The sequence below is a fragment of the Pseudomonas vranovensis genome (assembly GCF_040438935.1).
Lineage (GTDB): Bacteria > Pseudomonadota > Gammaproteobacteria > Pseudomonadales > Pseudomonadaceae > Aquipseudomonas > Aquipseudomonas vranovensis.
Window position 1 is genome coordinate 3,899,465 of sequence record NZ_CP159259.1, and the last position, 19,899, is coordinate 3,919,363.

Below are 19,899 nucleotides of genomic sequence, written 5' to 3' on the forward strand. Positions count from 1 at the left end.
TGGAAATAAGGGAGCAAATCTTACAGAACCGACCAACATTACGCTACGAAAGCAAATGACACACTTCTTCGCGCGAAGTTTTCTGCTAGAATGTTCGGCTTTCTTTAACGACCCAGGTGAAACGTCCATGCAGCCCATGCTGAATATCGCGCTGCGCGCCGCCCGCAGCGCCAGTGAACTGATTTTCCGCTCCATCGAGCGCCTGGATAGCATCAAGGTTGATGAAAAAGACGCCAAGGATTACGTGTCCGAAGTCGACCGTGCTGCCGAGCAAAGCATCATCAACGCTCTGCGCAAGGCCTACCCGAACCACTCCATCTACGGCGAAGAGACCGGCCTGCACGCTGGCAGCGGCGAAGAAGGCAAGGACTACCTGTGGATCATCGATCCTCTGGACGGCACCACCAACTTCCTGCGTGGCGTTCCGCACTTCGCTGTCAGCATCGCCTGCAAATACCGTGGCCGCCTTGAGCACGCCGTGGTACTGGACCCTGTCCGCCAGGAAGAATTCACCGCCAGCCGTGGCCGTGGCGCCCAGCTGAACGGCCGCCGCCTGCGCGTCAGCCCACGCACCAGCCTGGAAGGCGCACTGCTGGGCACCGGCTTCCCGTTCCGCGACAACCAGATGGCTGACCTGGACAACTACCTGGGCATGTTCCGCGCCCTGGTTGGCCAGACCGCCGGCATCCGCCGCGCCGGCGCTGCCAGCCTGGACCTGGCTTACGTCGCCGCCGGTCGCTTCGATGCCTTCTGGGAATCGGGCCTGTCGGAATGGGACATGGCCGCAGGCGCCCTGCTGATTCAGGAAGCTGGCGGCCTGGTGAGCGACTTCACCGGCGGTCATGACTTCCTCGAGAAGGGCCACATCGTCGCCGGCAACACCAAGTGCTTCAAGGCCGTCCTGACTGCTATCCAGCCGCACCTGCCTGCCTCGATCAAGCGTTAAGCTTCGACCGGGCACAAAAAAAGCACCCTTCGGGGTGCTTTTTTGTGGACTCCATCCCTGGAACAGGGAGATTACTGCCCGGACTCCGCCTGGCTCAACACCAGCTTGCCCTCTTTATCCAGCGGGATCTGCGAACCTGGGTCACGGTCCATACGAACCTGGCCAATCTTGTCGCCAATCGAATACTTCACGTCATAACCCACCACCTTCTCGCTCAGGTCGTTGACCGTGTTGCAGCGGGTCTGAGTGGTGGTGTAGGTATCACGCTCCTGCATGCCTTCCTGCACCTTGTTACCGGCATAGCCGCCACCGACCGCGCCGGCCACCGTGGCAATTTTCTTGCCCGTGCCGCCACCAATCTGGTTACCCAGCAAACCACCTGCCACTGCCCCCAGCACAGTACCGGCAATCTGATGCTGATCCTTCACCGGCGCCTGACGCGTGACAGTGACATCCTTGCAGACTTCGCGTGGCGTCTTGACGGTCTGCTTGATCGGCTGCACAGCCACAACCTCGGCGTACTCCGGCCCGCTTTTGACCAGGCTGTAGGTGGCCACAGCACCTCCGGCGGTAACACCGACAGCACCCAGAACCGCACCCACCAGCATTGACTTGTTCACGTGAACCTCCTGATCGTACCCGCGGGACATAGCCCGCCTTCTCCCTGCCTTGGAGCATAAAAAAAGGCGCGAGTTCAATGCTCGCGCCTTCTTCTACGACAAACAGCGTGGGAAAAGCCCTTACGGGCGGTCGTCCACACCTTCTGCCTTGACCGGTGGAATCAGGTCTTCGCTGCTCAGGTTCAGCCAGATCAGCACTACGTTGGCGATGTAGATCGACGAGTAGGTACCCGCCATGACACCAATGAACAGCGCCAGCGAGAAGCCCCACAGGTTGTCACCCCCGAAGAACAGCAGCGCAGCGATGGCCAGCAAGGTGGAGACCGAGGTTGCCACGGTACGCAGCAGGGTCTGGGTGGTCGAGATGTTGATGTTCTCGATCAGCGAAGCCTTGCGCAATACACGGAAGTTCTCGCGCACCCGATCGAACACGACGATGGTGTCGTTGAGCGAGTAGCCGATGATCGCCAGCACCGCTGCCAGCACCGTCAGGTCGAAGGTGATCTGGAAGAACGACAGGATACCCAGGGTCACGACCACGTCGTGGACCAGCGAGAGAATCGCACCCAAGGCGAATTTCCACTGAAAGCGGAAGGCCAGGTACAGCATGATGCCGCCCAGAGCCAGCAGCATGCCCAGGCCACCCTGGTCACGCAGCTCCTCGCCGACCTGGGGCCCCACGAACTCGACACGCTTGACCACGGCCGGGTTGTCGGTACTAACCTTCTGCAGGGCTTCGGAAACGCGGTTGCCCAGCATCGGGTCATCGCCCGGCATACGCACCAGCAGGTCGGTGGTTGCACCGAAGCTCTGCACCACAGCGTCCTTGAAGCCGGCCTTGACCAACTCCTCACGCACCTGGCCGAGGTTGGCCGGACGCTCGTAGGTCAGCTCGATGAGCGTACCGCCGGTAAAGTCCAGGCCAAAATTGAGCCCTTTATAGAACCAGCTGAACAGCGCCAGTACGGTAAGAAGCAGGGTGACGCCGAACGCAAAGTTGCGCACACCCATGAAGTTAATGGTACGTAACATGGCAGCCCCTTAAACCCACAACTTCTTGATATCACGCCCACCGCAGGTCAGGTTGACCATTGCGCGGGTAACCATGACGGCCGTGAACATCGAGGTGAAAATCCCGAGGGACATGGTAACTGCGAAGCCTTTGACCGGACCGGTACCCATGGCGAACAGGATGCCGCCCACCAGCAGGGTGGTCAGGTTGGCGTCGACAATCGCGGTGTAGGCACGGTTGAAGCCTTCGTGGATAGCGCGCTGCACCGACATGCCATTGGCCAGCTCTTCGCGAATCCGCGAGAAGATCAGCACGTTGGCGTCGACCGCCATACCCATGGTCAGAACGATACCGGCGATACCCGGCAGGGTCAGGGTTGCCCCCAGCAGCGACATCAGCGCCAGCAGCATGACCATGTTACCGGCCAGGGCAATAGTGGCGATCAGACCAAAGAAACGGTAGATAGCCATGATGAACAGGGAGACGAACAGCATGCCCCACAGGGAAGCATCGATACCCTTGGTGATGTTGTCGGCACCCAGGCTCGGACCAATGGTGCGCTCTTCAGCGAAGTACATCGGGGCAGCGAGGCCACCGGCACGCAGCAGCAGGGCCAGCTCTGAGGACTCACCCTGCCCGTTCAGGCCGGTGATGCGGAACTGGCTGCCCAGTGGCGACTGGATGGTTGCCAGGCTGATGATGCGTTTTTCTTCAGTGAAGGTCTGGACAGCGACGTCCTTCTCGACACCATCGACCATCTGCTTCACATAGCGAGTAGTCGGGCGCTGCTCGATAAAGATCACCGCCATGCTGCGACCGACGTTGCTGCGCGTTGCGCGACTCATCAGTTCGCCACCGTGGCCATCCAGGCGGATGTTCACTTGCGGGCGACCCTGCTCGTCGAAGCTTGCCTGGGCGTCGGTAACCTGGTCACCGGTGATGATCAGGCCACGCTCGACAGCGGCCGAACGACCGCCCTCACGGAACTCGAAGGTTTCGGTAGTGGCTTTGGAAGCGCCCGGCTCGGCACCCAGACGGAACTCCAGGTTGGCGGTCTTGCCCAGGATACGCTTGGCTTCGGCAGTGTCCTGCACGCCTGGCAGCTCCACCACGATGCGGTTGGCACCCTGGCGCTGTACCAGCGGCTCGGCAACACCCAGCTCGTTGACCCGGTTACGGACTGTGGTCAAGTTCTGCTTGATCGAGTATTCACGGATTTCCGCGACCTTGGCCGGGGTAATCGCCAGACGCAGCACCGACAGGCCATTGCGCTCGGTGGTGGTCAGCTCGAAATCATTGAAATTCTTGCGGATCAGGCTGCGAGCCTGTTCGCGGGAGGCTTCATCGGAGAAGCCCAACTGAATGTCGCCATCTTGCTGCGGCAGGCTGCGATAACGCACACGCTCTTTACGCAACAGGCTTTTGACTTCGCCTTCGTAGACTTTCAGGCGGGCCGACATGGCCTTGTCCATGTCCACTTCCAGCAGGAAGTGCACACCACCGGAAAGATCCAGACCCAGCTTCATCGGGCTTGCACCCAGGTTGCGCAGCCATTGCGGGGTGGTCGGGGCCAGGTTCAACGCTACAACGTAGTCATCACCCAGCGCCTTGCGCACGACATCCTTGGCTGGCAGTTGGTCTTCCTGCTTGGTCAGGCGCAGCAGTGCACCCCTGCCCTTTTCGCCCAGGCTTGCAGCCTTGACCTGGATACCGGCGTCGACGAGCGCCTTGCTCGCGCGGTCCAGATCCGCCTGAGTGACCTGCAGCGCCGTGCTGGCACCACTGACCTGAACGGCCGGATCATCAGGATAAAGGTTGGGAGCGGAATAAATAAAACCGATCGCCAGTACCGCCACGATCAATAGGTATTTCCACAGAGGGTATTTGTTCAGCATCACGCCGCCCGTTCAAGACGCGGGGCGCCTTGCGCGCCCCGTCGATTGGTAAAAAACTGAAACTTAGATCGCTTTGAGCGTACCTTTAGGCAGGGTCGCGGCAACGGCGCCCTTCTGGAACTTCAGTTCGACGTTGTCGGATACTTCCAGTACCACGAAGTCGTCGGCCACTTTGACGATCTTGCCGGCGATGCCGCCGTTGGTGACCACTTCATCACCTTTTTGCAGGTTGCTCAGCAGGTTCTTCTGCTCTTTGGCGCGTTTGGCCTGTGGACGCCAGATCATCAGGTAGAAGATGACCAGGAAACCGACCAGGAAAATCCACTCGAAGCCAGTACCGGCAGGGCCGGCGGCAGCGGCTGGGGCAGCGGCGTCCGCGTAAGCGGCGGGGATCAGAAAGCTCATTTAGCACTCCAGTTGCATTCAGTACTTGTTAGGGATCGACAGAACATCAGTCCAAGGGCGGCACAGGCAGCCCGCGCTTGGCGTAAAAGGCATCGACAAAGGCGGCCAATGTACCTTGTTGAATAGCCTCGCGTAAACCAGCCATCAAACGCTGGTAATGGCGCAAGTTATGGATCGTATTCAACATACTGCCCAACATTTCGCCGCACTTGTCCAGGTGATGCAGATAAGCACGGGAGAAGTTCTGGCAGGTGTAGCAGTCACAGGTTGGGTCCAGTGGCGAATCATCATGGCGATGGAACGCGTTACGGATTTTCAGCACGCCGGTATCGACAAACAGATGGCCGTTGCGCGCGTTGCGCGTAGGCATCACGCAATCGAACATGTCGACGCCGCGGCGCACACCCTCAACGAGATCTTCCGGCTTGCCTACCCCCATAAGGTAACGAGGTTTGTCAGCCGGCATCATGCCCGGCAGGTAATCCAGCACCTTGATCATCTCGTGCTTGGGCTCGCCCACCGACAGGCCACCAATGGCCAGCCCATCGAAGCCGATCTTCTCCAGACCTTCGAGCGAACGCATGCGCAGGTTCTGGTGCATGCCGCCCTGAACGATACCGAACAGCGCCGCAGTGCTGTCGCCGTGGGCGCTCTTCGAGCGCTGGGCCCAGCGCAGCGACAACTCCATCGAGACACGGGCAACGTCTTCATCGGCCGGGTACGGGGTGCATTCGTCGAAGATCATCACCACGTCCGAACCCAGGTCACGCTGGACCTGCATCGACTCCTCGGGGCCCATGAACACCTTGGAGCCATCGACCGGCGAGGCGAAGGTCACGCCCTCCTCCTTGATCTTGCGCATGGCGCCCAGGCTGAACACCTGGAAGCCACCGGAGTCGGTGAGGATCGGGCCTTGCCACTTCATGAAATCGTGCAGGTCGCCGTGGGCCTTGATTACCTCGGTGCCCGGGCGCAGCCACAGGTGGAAGGTATTGCCCAGGATCATGTGCGCGCCGATGGCCTCGATGTCCCGGGGCAGCATGCCCTTGACCGTGCCATAGGTACCCACCGGCATGAACGCCGGGGTCTCGACCACACCACGGGGGAACGTCAGGCGACCACGACGGGCCTTGCCGTCGGTGGCCAGCAACTCGAAGGACATACGACAGGTGCGACTCATGCTTGATCCTCGGGGCCACGCGGCGCCGGATTGCGGGTGATGAACATGGCATCACCGTAACTGAAGAAGCGGTACCCGTTTTCGACTGCCGCCGCGTAGGCAGCCATGGTCTCGGGGTAACCGGCGAAGGCCGAAACCAGCATCAGCAGCGTGGATTCAGGCAGGTGGAAGTTGGTGACCAGGGCATCGACCACATGAAACGGCCGGCCCGGGAAGATAAAGATGTCGGTATCACCGCTGAACGCCTTGAGCACACCTTCGCGGGCTGCGCTTTCCAACGAACGCACGCTGGTGGTGCCCACGGCAATCACCCGCCCACCGCGGGCACGGCAGGCGGCCACGGCGTCGACCACGTCCTGGCCGACCTCGAGCCACTCTTTATGCATGTGGTGGTCTTCGATGCGCTCGACCCGCACCGGCTGGAAGGTGCCAGCGCCGACGTGCAAGGTGACAAAGGCGGTTTCCACGCCCTTGGCGGTGATCTTCGCCATCAATTCTTCATCGAAGTGCAGCCCGGCGGTGGGCGCGGCTACGGCACCGGCGCGTTGCGCATAGACCGTCTGATAGCGCTCGCGATCGGCGCCCTCGTCGGGGCGGTCGATATAAGGTGGCAGCGGCATATGCCCGACACGGTCGAGCAGCGGCAGCACGTCTTCGGCAAAGCGCAGTTCGAACAACGTGTCGTGACGGGCAACCATCTCAGCCTCGCCACCACCATCGATGAGGATCTGCGTACCCGGCTTGGGCGACTTGCTCGAACGCACATGGGCCAGCACCCGATGGCTGTCCAGCACACGCTCGACCAGGATTTCCAGCTTGCCGCCACTGGCCTTCTGGCCGAACAGGCGCGCGGGAATCACCCGGGTATTGTTGAACACCATCAGGTCGCCCGGGCGCAGGTGCTCGAGCAGGTCGGTGAACTGGCGATGAGCCAGTGCCCCGCTCGGCCCGTCCAGGGTCAACAGCCGGCTGCTATGGCGCTGCGCCAGCGGATGGCGAGCGATCAGGGAATCAGGGAGCTCAAAGGAAAAATCGGCGACGCGCATGATGGTGTTCGGTTCGACAGGGCCGCAAAGTTTAGCCGAAAAGACAAAAATTGACTATGAAACCTGATTGACCAACGGTAGGCACCTCTTTATACTCCGCCGCCACAAGCCCTGATGGCGGAATTGGTAGACGCGGCGGATTCAAAATCCGTTTTCGAAAGGAGTGGGAGTTCGAGTCTCCCTCGGGGCACCAAACGCATGAAAAAGCCGACTTCAACGTCGGCTTTTTTGTGGGTGCGATTTGTCGCTCACGAACCCATCAGCGCACTACCCCGCACGCAATTCGCGCCCCGCCGCCACCCAGTTCCTGAGGGTGATCACTATGGTTATCACTCCCGGCATGTACCATCAACGCGTGGCCCTCGAACTCATCCATTTTGAGTCGTGGCGCCAGTACCTGGTTAGTTGCCTTGCCATCGCCACCCACGTAGAGGGCAGGCAGGTCGCCTTTATGACCGCTGTCGTCATAGGGCCCTTTGTGCGCCTTGGTCTTGTCAGGGTCCCAGTGCCCTGCCGCCCCACCGGCTGGCGTGCTCTTGCCATCGACCAGCGCCGGCTCGCAGGATGGTTTTTCATGAAGATGAAAGCCATGCACACCCGGCGGCAGGTCGCGCAGGTCAGGTGTCAACAATGTGCCATAGCGACTTTGCTCAAGGGTGATAGCGCCTATAGGCTTGGCGCTTCCATCGGCGTTCACCAGGGCGATTTCCACTGTCTGGGCCTGCGCGACGCCTGCAGCGATCATCAAGGCCGTGAAACAAAGTACTTTCATGGTAGAGCTCCATTGTCTGGCCGTGGAACCCAAGCGTCCCACCTTTCCTGTGGAGCCCGACCAACCCTGCGGGTTCCATTTTCCGAGCCGCCGGCGCACGCGCTGTTCGGCCATAAACAAAAACCCCCTGCTACTTCCGTAGCAGGGGGCCTTGGACTAAACCGAAAAGGGTCCAGTCAGTACCGCTCTAAAATTACTGCTGTTGTGGCAGCTTATCGATAGGACCGCAGCCACCAATAACTTTAGATACCGAAACCGAAGGGTGGAACAGGTAGTCGTAAGAGCAATTCTTTTGCTGGTTGTACACCTGGCCAGTGCAGCCGGACAGCAGAGCAACACCAGAAACCATGGCAGTAGCGACCGCTACCTTGAACAGCTTTTTCATACAAAAATCCTTTAATTTATGAAGCGCCCCCTTAATGGAAGCGGCGCGATTATACACAAATCAATCGTTTGTACCTCCCGGACTGTCCACGTTGTGCTTCAGCGCTGCAACTGCGCGACTTGCCCTCCCCCCCGCAACTTCAACTTTCTCCATGTCGCGATCGGACCCGATTGGGGCGCGCTCGACAAACCGGCCAGTTAATACACCTAGGTAATGTGGCCTGGCCTTTGGGAAGGAGTGATGTTCGCCTAATCGTCAGTCAGCACGTCCCAAGATCAAACAACAAAGAGAATAAGCACAATGATCAGTCCGGGCTCCGAAGATACGAAAGGTCAGCTGGCGCAAGGGTTCAAGCCGCGTCACGTCACCATGCTTTCGATTGCCGGCATCATTGGTGCCGGCTTGTTCGTCGGGTCCGGGCACGCCATCGCCGCCGCCGGGCCTGCGGCCATTCTGGCGTATGTATTTTCGGGCATCCTTGTCATTCTGGTCATGCGCATGCTCGGCGAAATGGCCGTTGCCAAGCCCGACACCGGTTCGTTTTCCACCTATGCCGACCAGGCAATCGGACCTTGGGCCGGATTTACCATTGGCTGGATGTATTGGTGGTTCTGGGTGCTGGTCATTCCCATCGAAGCACTGGCTGCCGGCCATGTACTCAACCACTGGTTCCCCCAAATCGACACCTGGTTATTTGCCTTGCTGTCGATCGTTGTCCTGGCCGCAACCAATCTTTTCAGTGTGTCGAAGTACGGAGAGTTCGAGTTCTGGTTCGCCATGTTCAAGGTCATCGCAATCATCGCCTTTATCAGCCTGGGCTTTGCGGTGCTGATGGGCTGGGTGCCCGAACGAGAAGTAAGCGGCCTCAGCCGACTGCTGGATGAACAAGGCGGCTTTGCACCGAATGGCCTCTCTGCAGTCGTTGGCGCGTTTATTACCGTGATGTTCAGCTTTATCGGCACAGAGGCGGTAACCATTGCCGCTGCCGAATCCCGGAGCCCGGCCAAGAACATTGCCAAGGCCACCCGTTCGGTGATCTGGCGTATCGGCGTGTTCTACTTGCTGTCGATCGCCGTGATTATTTCCATCGTGCCCTGGAATGACCCGCTACTGGCGGAAGTAGGGTCTTACCAACGCGCCCTGGAGTTGATGAATATTCCCCACGCCAAGTTCATGATGGATGTAGTGGTGTTGGTCGCCGTGGCCAGTTGCATGAACTCCTCGATCTACATTGCTTCGCGCATGCTGTACTCACTGGGTAAGCGCGGCGAGGCGCCAAAACGTGTAAAAGTCACCTCGTCTGCCGGTGTTCCGCGGACAGCGGTCATCGCCAGCACGGTGCTGGGTGCGGTCATCACCGTAGTCAGCTACTTCGCCCCTGCCGGGCTGTTCCAGTTCCTCTTGGCCAGCTCCGGCGCCATTGCCTTGCTGGTGTACCTGGTCATTGCCGTCTCCCAACTGAGGATGCGCAGGATATTGCGCCGGCAGAATGTACGGCTCGAATTCCAGATGTGGCTGTTCCCCTGGCTTACCTACGCGGTCATCGTCTTTATTATCGCAGCGCTCGGTGTGATGCTGGTGACGCCGGAACATCGCGCGGAGGTAACCACCACCATTGGTCTGGCACTGGCCATTTCCCTCCTCGGCATCGTGCTGACTCGCCAGCACGGGCAGCCAGCAAGGATTCGCTCGGCCGTCTAGGGTTGAAGGTGGATCAGGGATTGTGTTTACGATCCCCGTTACGCCCCTCCTTGAACGAGTCGCCTTATGCAACTGAGCCATCGCCCCGTCCAGGCCCAGGACATCCCCGCCCTCTGCTGCCTTCCACAAGGCCCGGACGAATTGTTCTACATGTTCCCCAAGGCCCGGTATCCGCTGACACCGGCGCAACTGAGCGAGGCCATCGCCCAGCGCAGCGGGTCCACCGTGGTGGAGGGGGACGGCACGGTCCTGGCCTTTGCCAACTTCTACAAGGCAGAAGTCGGCGGTATCTGTGCCCTGGGCAATGTGGTGGTGGCGCCTGCTGCCCGTGGTCATGGCGTGGCGCGTTACCTGGTGCAGTGCATGATCGATCTTGCCCGTAGCCAGTTCGAGGCCCGCGAACTCTGGGTGTCATGTTTCAACCACAATACCGCCGGGCTGTTGCTCTACCCTCAACTGGGATTCGTGCCCTTTGCCATCGAGGAACGCCAGGGCCCTGATAGCACGCGGGTTGCGCTGGTGCAGATGAAGCAAGTGCTGTAGCGCATCGATGAACTGCAGCGAACCTTGAGCGCGCATCGGCGTCCGATCCTGTGCATTCGCCGCTCAAGGTTCTCCAGTGAAAAACGCCATCGCCCGCAAATACCGCTTGATCGTCAAGACGCTTGGCTACGTCGGCTGGTCGCTGTTCTGGCTGCTTATCTGGGACGTGCTGGTCACCATCGACTTCATGCTGTTCTTCAACAGCAAGTTCACCCTGCCGCTGATGCCACTGACCCTGCTGGGCTCGGCGCTGGTGGTGCTGGTAAGTTTTCGTAACAGCAGTGCCTATAGCCGCTGGTGGGAGGCAAGGACCTTGTGGGGAGGCCTGGTGAACAGCTCCCGCAGCTTCGCTCGCCAAGTGCTGACCCTGATCGACGATGAGCGCGATGGGGTCAATCCGATCAAGGCAACATTGCTGCGACGGCATATTGCCTATGTGAATTGCCTGGCCGCCCACCTGCGCGGCGAGCCGTGTCCGGATGAACTGATGGCCTTCATCCCGCCCGACGAGTTCGAACGTCGCAGTCGCTCGAACAACTTCGCCAACGACATCCTCACCGGCTCCGCGACCTTGTTGGCCCGTGAGTACAAGGCGGGGCGCCTGGACAGCATTCGCCTGGCACGGCTGGAATCGACCCTGGTGGACCTGTCCAACAGCCAGGGCGGTATGGAGCGTATTGCCAACACCCCGCTCCCCTACCCCTACGTGTATTTTCCACGGCTGTTCATTTCGCTGTTCTGCCTGATCGTGCCGATCGGGCTGGTCGAATCGCTGGGCTGGTTTACCCCTCTGGCCTCGACTGTGGTGGGTTTCATGCTGTTGGCAATCGAGCGAATCGGTACCGACCTGCAGAGTCCGTTTCGCCTCAGTGAACATCAGATCCAGATGGATGCGATCTGTGAAACGATCGAGCGGAACCTGGAGTCGATGCAGCGTGATGCCCAGAGTGGAGAGCTAGTCTTGTAGCCGTACAAGTCCTTTCCTGGCAGCCATTGCATCTTTCCTGCAGCCTCCAGTAGCATTGAGAACAATTATCAGTAACATACTGGCGCTTGCACTTTCATGGAAATGCCCAAGTCTTTGCCGCGGGATGTCGAACACCTGTATCTCGAATACAACGGCTGGTTGCGCAACTGGCTGCGCAAGCGCCTGGGCGAAAGTGCCGATGCCGACGATCTGGCCCAGGACACCTTCGTGCGGGTGATGCGTTCGCGCCAGCCGATCAGCGAGTTGCGCCAGCCCCTGGCCTACCTGGCCACCATCGCCAATGGTCTGCTGGTCAACCGCTGGCGGCGCCAGGCCGTGGAGCGCGCCTATGCCGAGGCGCTGGCGGCGCAGCCCGAAGCCCTGGCATTGTCTGCCGAGGACCAGTACCTGCTGATTGAAACCCTGGTGGAAGTCGATGCGCTGCTGCACGGCCTGGGCCCCAGGGCGCGGGAGATTTTCCTGTTGTCGCAGCTCGACGGCCTGACCTACAAGCAAATTGCCGTGCAGCTGGGGCTGAGTATCGACCAGGTGCAGAAGTCCATGAGCAAGGCTTTTGCCTTGTGCTACGCCAGTCAGTACGAGTGAGCGCCATGTCACTCCCCCGGCCCGATCAATCACCGATTGCACCCGCCGTCCGTGACCAGGCGATTGCCTGGTTCACACTGGCCCAATCGGGCGATATGACGACCGACGAACATCTCGAGCTGCAGTTGTGGCGCCAGGCCGCCCCTGATCACGAGCGTGCCTGGCAACGCCTGGCGGGCATCCCCTTGCAGTTGCAACAACGCGCCCGGCAATTGAGCACCCCGGTGGCCCGCACCGCCCTGCAGCAAACCCGCACCCTGAATGCCAATCGCCGCCAATTGCTCAAGGCCTTCGTTGGCTTCGGCCTGATCGGCGCCACGGCCTGGGAGTCGCGTGACAGCCTGTGGCTGCAAGGTGCGCTGGCTGACTATCACACCGGCACCGGCGAGCGCCGCCACCACACCCTGGCCGATGGCACGCAGGTCTGGCTCAACACCCGTACGGCACTGGATGTGCGCTACAGCGCCAGCCAGCGCCTGCTGATACTGCATCAAGGCGAACTGGATGTTCTGAGTGCGAGCCGCAACGACAATCGTCCCTTGATTGTGGACACCGCCGAAGCGCGGCTGCGAGCGCTGGGCACCCGTTTCAACGTGCGCAGCGAACCCACCGGCCGTGGTACGTTCGTGGCTGTCAGCAGCGGCCAGGTCGCTGCCAGGCCTGTTGCCGCCGGTATCGAGCAACTGATCCCGAGCGGCCAGCAAACCCGTATCGATCAGTACGGCGTCGCCCCACCCCATCCGCTCGATCAAAGCACAACGGCCTGGATCGACGGGTTTATCGTCGCCCAGCGCATGCGCCTGGGCGACTTCATTACCGAGCTATCGCGCTATCACGTCGGGATACTGCGCTGCGACCCGGCCGTCGCCAATCTCTACCTGACCGGCTCCTTCCCGTTGAACAACATCGAACAGATCTTTGCCCTGCTGGAAAAGAGCTTGCCGGTGCAGTTGCAACGGCGCACCCCGTACTGGATCACGGTGACCACACGCGCCTGAAACGGCAGCAAAAAATATATGAAATAAATCGGCAGGTTTCTCATTCTCGTTTGGCTTAGAGGAAATCCCGCCCTCTACGTGCGGCCCACTCCTCTGAACACGGAAACTTGTCATGATCCTGCGTCCCCACCCGCTGGCCCGCGCCATCGCCATCACCCGTGCCTCCCGGCTAAGCCTGGCCTTGATCGGCGGGTTGAGCTTGAGTTGTCTGGTGACGCCAGCGGCACAGGCCGGCGAAGTACAACAGCAAGCGGGGACGAACTTCAGCATCGCAGCCGGGCCCCTGGACCAGGTGCTCGGCCAGTTCGGTCGCCAGGCAGGTATCGCCTTGTCCACCGACGCCCGGCTCACCGCTGGCAAGGTCAGTTCAGGCCTGCAGGGGCACTATGGAGTCGCCGAAGGCCTGGCCCACGTCCTTGCCGGCAGTGGCTACAGCGCCGAACAACAAGCCGACGGCAGCTACCTGCTGGTGCCCCACGTCACCATCGGCACCGCGCTGGAACTCGGCGCGACCACCATCCAGGGCCAAGGCATGGGTGAGGCCACCGAGAACTCAGGCTCCTACACCACCGGCTTGACCAGCGTCGGCTCCAAGACCCCGATCAGCATCAAGGACACCCCGCAGTCGATCTCGGTGATCAGCCAGCAGGCCATCGAAGACCTGCGCATGACCAACCTGTCCGATGCCATGAAACGCACGCCTGGTATTACCGTGAAAAACGGTAACTTCCGCCTGCCCAAGTTCGCCTCGCGCGGCTTTGGCATCGACAACATCCAGATCGACGGCGCCGCGCCGATGGACATCGGCTCGGGCATCGGTACCTTCTACGGCGACAAGATCTACGACCTGGCCGAGTTCGACCACGTCGAGGTACTGCGCGGCTCGTCCGGCCTGCTGGGCGGTACCGGTGACCCGGGCGGCATCATCAACATGGTACGCAAGCGTCCGATGGATCAGTACCAGCTCAAGCTCAATACCTCGGCAGGCTCCTGGGACAATTACCGCAGCGAGGTCGACGTCACCGGCCCGCTGGCCTTTGACGGCAAGCTGCGCGGGCGCATGGTCGCCGCCTACACCGACCGCCAGTACTTCATGGATAACCGCAGCACCGAAAAGCCGTTCATCTACGGCATTCTCGAAGCAGACCTGACCGACGCCACGATGATCACCGTCGGTGGCAGTTACGAAAAAACCCACGAGAACGGCACCGGCGACGGCCTCCCGCGCTACAGCACCGGTGGCGACGTCAAGCTGCCACGCCACACCTGGTACACCACCAACCAGGCCTACATGGACGGCTATGCCAAGGAACTGTTCGCCAAGATCGACCATCAGTTCAATGAGTTCTGGAGACTCAACACCTCCTACACCTACTCTTACGACAATGCCGACACCGAAGGCGTGATTCCCTACGGCTCGGTGGACGAGACCACCAATACCGGCCCGTACTGGTGGGGCAGCTATGTCTCGTCGTGGAGCAAGCAGTCAGTGTTCGACGTCAACCTCTCGGGTACGTTCGAGGCCTTCGGCCGCGAGCATCAGCTGCTGCTGGGCGCCGACTACCAGAAGGTCACCAGCCGCTGGCGAGCGGCCCGGGGCATGGTCGGCAAAGGCGGCCTGATCAACCTCTGGGACCCGCAGTCGACACCACTGACCTCGGACGCCTCCGATCATGACTACTGGCGCGACTACAGCCCCAACACCCGCGAGCAGTATGGCCTGTACTCGACCTTGCGCCTGCAGATCAGCGACCCGCTGAAACTGATCATCGGTGCCCGCGCCCAGCGCTATAAATACGAGCAGGCCTACCAGACCAAGGCCAACGACGTGTGGACCTACCAGTCGGAGATCAACCATCGCGAACCGACCAAGGTGGTGCCCTACGGTGGCCTGATCTACGCCCTCAACGATGAATGGTCGGCCTACGCCAGCTATGCCGAAGTATTCAAGCCCCAGGCCCAGAAGCTCGAAGGCCCGGTAGGCAACAGCTCGGCGGTCGAGGCCATGACCGGCAAGACCTACGAGACGGGTGTCAAGGGTGAACTGTTCGGCGGCGCGCTGAACCTGACCACCGCCCTGTTCTATACCAAGCGCGAACACGAAGCGATGCAAGACCCGGCCTACCCTCAGGCCCCCTTCAGCTACAGCGGCTCATGCTGTTTCATCGGCCAGGGCGAGGTGATCAGCAAAGGTATCGACATTGAGGCCACGGGCGAGGTGCTTCCGGGGCTGGAGGTGATCGCCGGCTACACGTTGAACCTGATGGACAACCGCACCGAAGAAAGCGACTACACCAGCATTACGCCCAAGCACCTGTTCAAACTCTGGTCGGTCTACACCCTGCCGGACAACTGGTCGGCCTGGCGGATGGGGGGTGGCGTGAACATCCAGAGCAGCAACTACGTCAAAGGCACGGCCTACAACTTCGACGCCGCAGGCAACGTGATCAACGAGAAGCCCTACGACTTCACCCAGAGCGGCTATGCCGTCTACGATGCCATGGTCGAGTACAAGGTCGATGAAAACTGGACCGTGGCCGTCAACGGCAACAACCTGTTCGACCGTCGTTACTACGCCACGGTGGGCACCTCGGAGTACGGCAACTACTACGGCGAACCGCGCAACTTCATGCTGACAGTGCGCGGCGCGTTCTGACCAGGCTTTGCTGCAGGAGCGGCGGTGCGACTTGCCCTGCGATGCGATGGGTCGAATGGATCGCTATCGCGGGGCAAGCCCGGTCCTACAGGCATTGCGATTTCGGCCGTTAACCTTGAGTAAGCCACTTTACCGCGAGGTTTTGATGTTCAAGCAATGGAGCGAAATGCTGCAGCTCTACAAAAGCAGCAGACCCAAATACTGGCGCGCCATCTGTAGCAATCCATTTGCCCTGCATTTGCTGCCTGCCTGGGCGGCGGTGCTGTTAGGCGGGTTGATTCCCCTTGCGGCCGATTCGGTGTACGGTCATCCGTGGGGGGCCTTCGCGCTGATGGCCTGCACCGGCCTGTACACCTGGGCGCTGTTTCTTGCTCGGGAGTATTTTGCCGGCCAGCACTTTTTCGACCACTACCAACGCCACGCCATCGCCGATCAACCCTTCCTGCAACGCGACAGCTATCTGCACTACGCGCATTTTCTCGATGCACTCAAACGCACCGGTACAGACGTGGACCAGATCGCCCGCATGGTTGAATTCGGAAAAATTTCAGGCCATCCGTACAAGCCGCTGAACCTGATGCAGAACACGCTGTTTGTATGGCTGATGACGTTCCTGGCCGCCCTCGCGGTGGAGAAAACCAAGCTGACGCGCTTATGGCAGTTCCAGAACGGTGACCTGGCGATGGTACTGGCTCTGCTTGCGCTGCTGTTGTTTGTGATGTTGCTGATGATGGTCAGCGAGTACAGGCAGCATAAGGGACGGCTGGTTCGCTACCTGGAATGGGCTTGTCATGATTTGAAGCCCGGCTAGAACACTTCGCGGTGCGCCCGGGCCTACGCGCGGACGAAGCGCTGCCGGAGCAGATCACTCAAGGCATCCACCAGCAACACCAGCACCAGCATGGCGATGATCACGGTGCTGGCCTGGGCTTCCTGGAACAGGCTCAGGGTGGTGTAGAGCATCTGCCCCAGGCCGCCCGCCCCGACGAAGCCCAGCACACTGGCCATGCGGATATTGTTCTCCCAGCGGTACAGGCTGTAGGCCAGCAACTGCGGCCAGAGGTTGGGCAAGGTGCCAAAGCAGAACGCAGTCACCTGGCTGCCACCTTGCAAACGGATGGCGGCGGCGGGTTCGGGCGGGGCGTTTTCCAGGGCTTCGGCAAACAACCGGCCCAGCACGCCCGAGGTGTGCAAGGCCAGTGCCAGGGTGCCTGCATTCGGGCCAAGGCCAGCCGCCAGTACAGTAAGCGCCGCCCAGACCAGCTCGGGGATCGCCCGCAAGCCATTGAGCAGCAAACGCGCAGCCCCCTGCAGCGGCCAGCCGAAGCGCCCCGCAGCCGGCAAGGCCAGCAGCATGCCCAGCACCACCGCGAGCAAGGTGCCGAGGCCGGACATGGCCAGGGTCTCCAGTGCGCCCTTGCCGACCGCACGCAGGTGCTCCGAGCTCAGGTCCGGGCTGAGAAATCGTACGGCATAGGCGCCCATCTGGCCCAGGCCGCCATTGCCAAACAAAGCCTGCAGATCAAGGCTCAAGTAGGCGAACGACGCCAGCACTGCAGCCACCAGTGCGAGCACCAGCGAGGCGTTGATCAACCGTTTCATGCCAGCCTCCCGCGCAACAATCGGCTGAGCTGATCAGCCAGCCACACCAGCACCAGGAACGCCAGCAGCATGCTCGCGACCTCGGCGCCGGCAAACATGCGCATCGACAGGTCGATCTGCTGGCCCAAGCCACCCGCCCCCACAAAGCCCATCACCACCGAAGCGCGTATTGCGCATTCCCAGCGGTACACCGTGTACGACACCAGCTCCGCGGCCGCATCGGGCAGGATGCCGTAGAAGAACGCACTCAAGCGGCTGCTGCCGGCCTGCAACAGAGCATGGGCCGGGCGTTGGTTGACCGACTCGAAGATCTCCGCATACACCTTGCCGAGCATGCCGCTGTAGGTAATGGCGATGGCCAGCACCCCGGCGGTGGGGCCCAGGCCTACCGCGCGGACGAACAGCAACGCCCAGACGATCTCCGGCACGCTGCGCAAAAAGATCAGCAGACCGCGCACCGGCAGGCGCACCGTCCGGGACCAGAACCCCAGGCGTCCGCCACGGGAGGCGGCGCCCATCGACAACGCGCGACTGGCCAGCAGACTCGCCGGGATCGCCAGCAACAAAGCCAGGGCCATGCCGGCCGTGGCAACTGCCAGGGTCTGCAGCGTGGCCTCCAGCAGCAGTTCCAGAAATGCCGCATCGTGGGCCGGCGGCCAGAAGGCGCTGACAAAATTGCCCATCTCACGACGGTTGTCGGCCTGCAGCAACACGCCTGGATTGAGCTCGCTGAGGTTGATACCCGGCCACAGCACGGCAATCGCCAGCAGGGTCAGCAGCAACCGTGGCAGCGCTGCCGGATCGCGATTGGCGGCGGCCTTCAGCATCGTGGAATCTGCAGGTTCAAGGTCGGTAGCGGCAACACCGGCGAGGCCAGGTGCTCGTTGGCGTACAAGGCATCGAGCATCTCGCTTGAGACTTCGGCAGCAGGCCGGTCAAATGCCACCTGCCCTTCGCGGATGCCGATCACCCGGGGAAAATGCGCCAGCGCCAGGTCCACGGCGTGCAGGCTGGCCACCAGGGTCACATTGCGAGACTGCGCATGGCTGTTGAGGACTTTAAGGCTGTGGTCGGCCAGTACCGGGTCCATGGCCGACACCGGTTCGTCCGCCAGCAGCAGTTCCGGCTGCTGGTACAGCGCCCGGGCGATGCCGACCCGCTGTAGCTGCCCTCCGGAGAGCTGCCCGCATTGGGCGAAGATCTTGTCGGCCATGCCAAGGCTGCTCAGCACCTCGCGCACCCCGGGAATGTCCGAGGGGTGCAGCAGGTTGAGCAAGCCACGCAGTGTGCTCCACTGCCCCAACCGCCCTGCCAGTACCGCTGTCACCACCCGTTGGCGCGGGGGCAACGGCGGCGCCTGGTGTACCAGGGCGATACGCGCGCGCAGGCGCTGGCGAGCCGAGGCCGACAACCGCCAGGGCGCCTCGCCGAGCAGTTCGACGTTGCCGGTACTGGGTGCGATGGCGCTGGCCAGCAACTGCAACAAACTGGATTTGCCGGCACCCGACGGGCCGATGATCGCCACCCGCTCGCCGGTGCCGATCTGCACGTCGATTTCATTCAGCGCCTGGACCTGGCCATGGCGCAGGCTGGCGCTTTTAAGCGCAATGGTCACTTGAGCAGCTCAGCAGCGCGAGCAGCCTCCTCGATGCCCTTGTAGTTGTCCGGGCTGGTTTCAATGAAACGGCTGGCCGCCTGCAGGTCGAGGATCGCCTTGTCTTGCGCCTTGGCAGGATCGAGGGCGAGGAAGGCTTGCTTGATCTTCTCTTTCAGGGCTGGGTCGAGGCTGCCGCGCACGGTCCAGTTGTAGTCGTAGTAGCTCGGGGTGGTGGCGAACACCTTGACCTTGTTGGTATCGACCTTGCCCGAGGCGACCAGTTTGTCCCAGACGCTGGCGTTGAGCACACCGGCATCGACTTTGCCCGCCTGCACCCAGGCGGCAGTGGCATCGTGGGCACCGGAATAGGCAACGCGGCTGAAGTAGCTTTCAGGCTTGATGTTGTCGTCCTTGAGCATGAAGTAGCGCGGCATCAGGCTGCCGGAGGTCGACGAGATCGAACCGAAGGCAAAGGTCTTGCCCTTGAGATCCGCCAGGCTCTTGATGTCGGGGTTGGCGGTGATGAACTTGCTGGTGAACTTCGCATCTTGCTCACGCTGTACCAGCGGGGTCGCGGTCGGGCTCTTCAGGTGAACCTGGACGAAGGTGAAGCCGCCCAGCCAGGCCATGTCCAGACGGTCGGTCGCCAGCGCCTCGACCACGGCCGGATAGTCGGCCACCGGTACGAACTGCACCTTCATGCCCAGTTGCTGTTCCAGGTATTCGCCCAGCGGCTTGAACTTGCGCAGCAGTTCAGTGGGGGCTTCATCAGGGATGGCACTGACACGCAGGGTGTCGGCTGCCTGGGCCAGATAGGACGTGCAAGACAGCACGAGGCCGGCGAACAGCGCCAGGGGACGTTTGAGCATGGGGGTTCTCCGGTTCAATAGCGGGGAATGAGCCGGCATCAGGCCAGCTCCGGAATTATAAGAGTCATCGGCGCAAAGACCAGCTTTGCTACAATCGGC

General features: G+C 61.1%; 20 protein-coding genes and 1 tRNA gene. 9 read left to right on the plus strand and 12 right to left on the minus strand.

The window, feature by feature from the left end; genetic code table 11:
* Window positions 1-127: 127 nt before the first annotated feature.
* A complete protein-coding gene (suhB, locus tag ABVN19_RS18190; RefSeq protein ID WP_028942757.1) occupies window positions 128-946 on the plus strand; it encodes an inositol-phosphate phosphatase in 819 nt (272 codons plus the stop codon).
* 71 nt (window positions 947-1,017) lie between these two features.
* Here suhB and ABVN19_RS18195 read toward each other — a convergent pair whose 3' ends face one another.
* The 6 genes from ABVN19_RS18195 to queA all read right to left on the minus strand — a co-directional run bounded on the left by ABVN19_RS18195 (window position 1,018) and on the right by queA (window position 7,104).
* Window positions 1,018-1,566 (minus strand): glycine zipper 2TM domain-containing protein, encoded by a 549-nt coding sequence (locus ABVN19_RS18195; RefSeq protein ID WP_105641240.1) that lies wholly within the window; start codon window positions 1,564-1,566, stop codon window positions 1,018-1,020.
* 120 nt (window positions 1,567-1,686) lie between these two features.
* Window positions 1,687-2,598 (minus strand): protein translocase subunit SecF, encoded by a 912-nt coding sequence (secF, locus tag ABVN19_RS18200; protein ID WP_105641241.1) that lies wholly within the window; start codon window positions 2,596-2,598, stop codon window positions 1,687-1,689.
* Between the two features lie 9 nt (window positions 2,599-2,607).
* Window positions 2,608-4,473 carry a protein translocase subunit SecD gene (gene secD / locus ABVN19_RS18205; RefSeq protein ID WP_105641242.1) on the minus strand — a complete coding sequence of 622 codons (1,866 nt, stop codon included), beginning with the start codon at window positions 4,471-4,473 and terminating at the stop codon, window positions 2,608-2,610.
* A 63-nt stretch (window positions 4,474-4,536) separates the two neighbouring features.
* Window positions 4,537-4,878 carry a preprotein translocase subunit YajC gene (gene yajC, locus ABVN19_RS18210; protein WP_028942753.1) on the minus strand — a complete coding sequence of 114 codons (342 nt, stop codon included), beginning with the start codon at window positions 4,876-4,878 and terminating at the stop codon, window positions 4,537-4,539.
* 46 nt (window positions 4,879-4,924) lie between these two features.
* On the minus strand, window positions 4,925-6,040 hold the full coding sequence (gene tgt / locus ABVN19_RS18215; RefSeq protein ID WP_167332098.1) for a tRNA guanosine(34) transglycosylase Tgt: 1,116 nt from the start codon (window positions 6,038-6,040) through the stop codon (window positions 4,925-4,927).
* 14 nt (window positions 6,041-6,054) lie between these two features.
* Window positions 6,055-7,104 (minus strand): tRNA preQ1(34) S-adenosylmethionine ribosyltransferase-isomerase QueA, encoded by a 1,050-nt coding sequence (gene queA, locus ABVN19_RS18220; protein ID WP_105641243.1) that lies wholly within the window; start codon window positions 7,102-7,104, stop codon window positions 6,055-6,057.
* Window positions 7,105-7,212: 108 nt separating this feature from the next.
* Between queA and ABVN19_RS18225 the strand changes: the two genes are divergently transcribed.
* Window positions 7,213-7,297 (plus strand) — tRNA-Leu (locus tag ABVN19_RS18225).
* Window positions 7,298-7,363: 66 nt separating this feature from the next.
* Here ABVN19_RS18225 and sodC read toward each other — a convergent pair.
* Together sodC and ABVN19_RS18235 are read right to left on the minus strand one after the other, a co-directional pair.
* Window positions 7,364-7,876: a superoxide dismutase family protein gene (gene sodC, locus ABVN19_RS18230; protein ID WP_105641244.1), complete on the minus strand. Its 513-nt coding sequence runs from the start codon at window positions 7,874-7,876 to the stop codon at window positions 7,364-7,366.
* A gap of 193 nt (window positions 7,877-8,069) precedes the next feature.
* On the minus strand, window positions 8,070-8,261 hold the full coding sequence (locus ABVN19_RS18235) for a YhfL family protein (RefSeq protein ID WP_028942749.1): 192 nt from the start codon (window positions 8,259-8,261) through the stop codon (window positions 8,070-8,072).
* Window positions 8,262-8,561: 300 nt separating this feature from the next.
* Between ABVN19_RS18235 and gabP the strand changes: the two genes are divergently transcribed.
* The 7 genes from gabP (at window position 8,562) to ABVN19_RS18270 (ending at window position 16,543) form a co-directional block, all read left to right on the plus strand.
* A complete protein-coding gene (gene gabP, locus ABVN19_RS18240; protein WP_028942748.1) occupies window positions 8,562-9,962 on the plus strand; it encodes a GABA permease in 1,401 nt (466 codons plus the stop codon).
* A 66-nt stretch (window positions 9,963-10,028) separates the two neighbouring features.
* Window positions 10,029-10,505 (plus strand): GNAT family N-acetyltransferase, encoded by a 477-nt coding sequence (locus tag ABVN19_RS18245; protein WP_028942747.1) that lies wholly within the window; start codon window positions 10,029-10,031, stop codon window positions 10,503-10,505.
* Window positions 10,506-10,581: 76 nt separating this feature from the next.
* Window positions 10,582-11,472: a bestrophin family ion channel gene (locus tag ABVN19_RS18250; RefSeq protein ID WP_105641245.1), complete on the plus strand. Its 891-nt coding sequence runs from the start codon at window positions 10,582-10,584 to the stop codon at window positions 11,470-11,472.
* A 96-nt stretch (window positions 11,473-11,568) separates the two neighbouring features.
* Complete coding sequence (locus ABVN19_RS18255) at window positions 11,569-12,078, plus strand: sigma-70 family RNA polymerase sigma factor (RefSeq protein WP_105641246.1); 510 nt, start codon at window positions 11,569-11,571, stop codon at window positions 12,076-12,078.
* Window positions 12,079-12,083: 5 nt separating this feature from the next.
* The gene (locus tag ABVN19_RS18260) at window positions 12,084-13,076 is read left to right on the plus strand and encodes a FecR family protein (RefSeq protein ID WP_105641247.1); all 993 of its coding nucleotides are present in this window, start codon (window positions 12,084-12,086) and stop codon (window positions 13,074-13,076) included.
* Between the two features lie 112 nt (window positions 13,077-13,188).
* Window positions 13,189-15,732 carry a TonB-dependent receptor gene (locus ABVN19_RS18265; protein WP_028942743.1) on the plus strand — a complete coding sequence of 848 codons (2,544 nt, stop codon included), beginning with the start codon at window positions 13,189-13,191 and terminating at the stop codon, window positions 15,730-15,732.
* Window positions 15,733-15,877: 145 nt separating this feature from the next.
* Window positions 15,878-16,543 carry a hypothetical protein gene (locus ABVN19_RS18270; RefSeq protein ID WP_105641248.1) on the plus strand — a complete coding sequence of 222 codons (666 nt, stop codon included), beginning with the start codon at window positions 15,878-15,880 and terminating at the stop codon, window positions 16,541-16,543.
* 23 nt (window positions 16,544-16,566) lie between these two features.
* Here ABVN19_RS18270 and phnE read toward each other — a convergent pair whose 3' ends face one another.
* The 4 genes from phnE to ABVN19_RS18290 are packed head-to-tail and all read right to left on the minus strand — an operon-like array spanning window position 16,567 to window position 19,800.
* Window positions 16,567-17,334 (minus strand): phosphonate ABC transporter, permease protein PhnE, encoded by a 768-nt coding sequence (gene phnE / locus ABVN19_RS18275; protein ID WP_028942741.1) that lies wholly within the window; start codon window positions 17,332-17,334, stop codon window positions 16,567-16,569.
* Complete coding sequence (locus ABVN19_RS18280; RefSeq protein ID WP_028942740.1) at window positions 17,331-18,161, minus strand: ABC transporter permease subunit; 831 nt, start codon at window positions 18,159-18,161, stop codon at window positions 17,331-17,333. Before ABVN19_RS18280 ends, phnE begins: the two co-directional genes overlap by 4 nt.
* Complete coding sequence (locus ABVN19_RS18285) at window positions 18,155-18,949, minus strand: ATP-binding cassette domain-containing protein (RefSeq protein ID WP_028942739.1); 795 nt, start codon at window positions 18,947-18,949, stop codon at window positions 18,155-18,157. Before ABVN19_RS18285 ends, ABVN19_RS18280 begins: the two co-directional genes overlap by 7 nt.
* Window positions 18,946-19,800: a putative selenate ABC transporter substrate-binding protein gene (locus ABVN19_RS18290; RefSeq protein WP_028942738.1), complete on the minus strand. Its 855-nt coding sequence runs from the start codon at window positions 19,798-19,800 to the stop codon at window positions 18,946-18,948. The genes ABVN19_RS18285 and ABVN19_RS18290 overlap by 4 nt, the downstream gene beginning before the upstream one ends.
* Between the last annotated feature and the right edge of the window lie 99 nt (window positions 19,801-19,899).

Excerpts from the sequence above, each read along its gene's own strand:
- ABVN19_RS18290 (WP_028942738.1), bottom strand. The coding sequence starts at position 19,800 with ATGCTCAAACGTCCCCTGGCGCTGTTCGCCGGCCTCGTGCTGTCTTGC.
- ABVN19_RS18235 (WP_028942749.1), bottom strand. The coding sequence starts at position 8,261 with ATGAAAAAGCTGTTCAAGGTAGCGGTCGCTACTGCCATGGTTTCTGGT.
- sodC (WP_105641244.1), bottom strand. The coding sequence starts at position 7,876 with ATGAAAGTACTTTGTTTCACGGCCTTGATGATCGCTGCAGGCGTCGCG.
- suhB (WP_028942757.1), top strand. The coding sequence starts at position 128 with ATGCAGCCCATGCTGAATATCGCGCTGCGCGCCGCCCGCAGCGCCAGT.
- queA (WP_105641243.1), bottom strand. The coding sequence starts at position 7,104 with ATGCGCGTCGCCGATTTTTCCTTTGAGCTCCCTGATTCCCTGATCGCT.
- yajC (WP_028942753.1), bottom strand. The coding sequence starts at position 4,878 with ATGAGCTTTCTGATCCCCGCCGCTTACGCGGACGCCGCTGCCCCAGCC.
- secD (WP_105641242.1), bottom strand. The coding sequence starts at position 4,473 with ATGCTGAACAAATACCCTCTGTGGAAATACCTATTGATCGTGGCGGTA.
- secF (WP_105641241.1), bottom strand. The coding sequence starts at position 2,598 with ATGTTACGTACCATTAACTTCATGGGTGTGCGCAACTTTGCGTTCGGC.
- ABVN19_RS18265 (WP_028942743.1), top strand. The coding sequence starts at position 13,189 with ATGATCCTGCGTCCCCACCCGCTGGCCCGCGCCATCGCCATCACCCGT.
- ABVN19_RS18280 (WP_028942740.1), bottom strand. The coding sequence starts at position 18,161 with ATGCTGAAGGCCGCCGCCAATCGCGATCCGGCAGCGCTGCCACGGTTG.
- gabP (WP_028942748.1), top strand. The coding sequence starts at position 8,562 with ATGATCAGTCCGGGCTCCGAAGATACGAAAGGTCAGCTGGCGCAAGGG.
- ABVN19_RS18260 (WP_105641247.1), top strand. The coding sequence starts at position 12,084 with ATGTCACTCCCCCGGCCCGATCAATCACCGATTGCACCCGCCGTCCGT.
- ABVN19_RS18270 (WP_105641248.1), top strand. The coding sequence starts at position 15,878 with ATGTTCAAGCAATGGAGCGAAATGCTGCAGCTCTACAAAAGCAGCAGA.
- ABVN19_RS18245 (WP_028942747.1), top strand. The coding sequence starts at position 10,029 with ATGCAACTGAGCCATCGCCCCGTCCAGGCCCAGGACATCCCCGCCCTC.
- ABVN19_RS18255 (WP_105641246.1), top strand. The coding sequence starts at position 11,569 with ATGGAAATGCCCAAGTCTTTGCCGCGGGATGTCGAACACCTGTATCTC.
- tgt (WP_167332098.1), bottom strand. The coding sequence starts at position 6,040 with ATGTCCTTCGAGTTGCTGGCCACCGACGGCAAGGCCCGTCGTGGTCGC.
- phnE (WP_028942741.1), bottom strand. The coding sequence starts at position 17,334 with ATGAAACGGTTGATCAACGCCTCGCTGGTGCTCGCACTGGTGGCTGCA.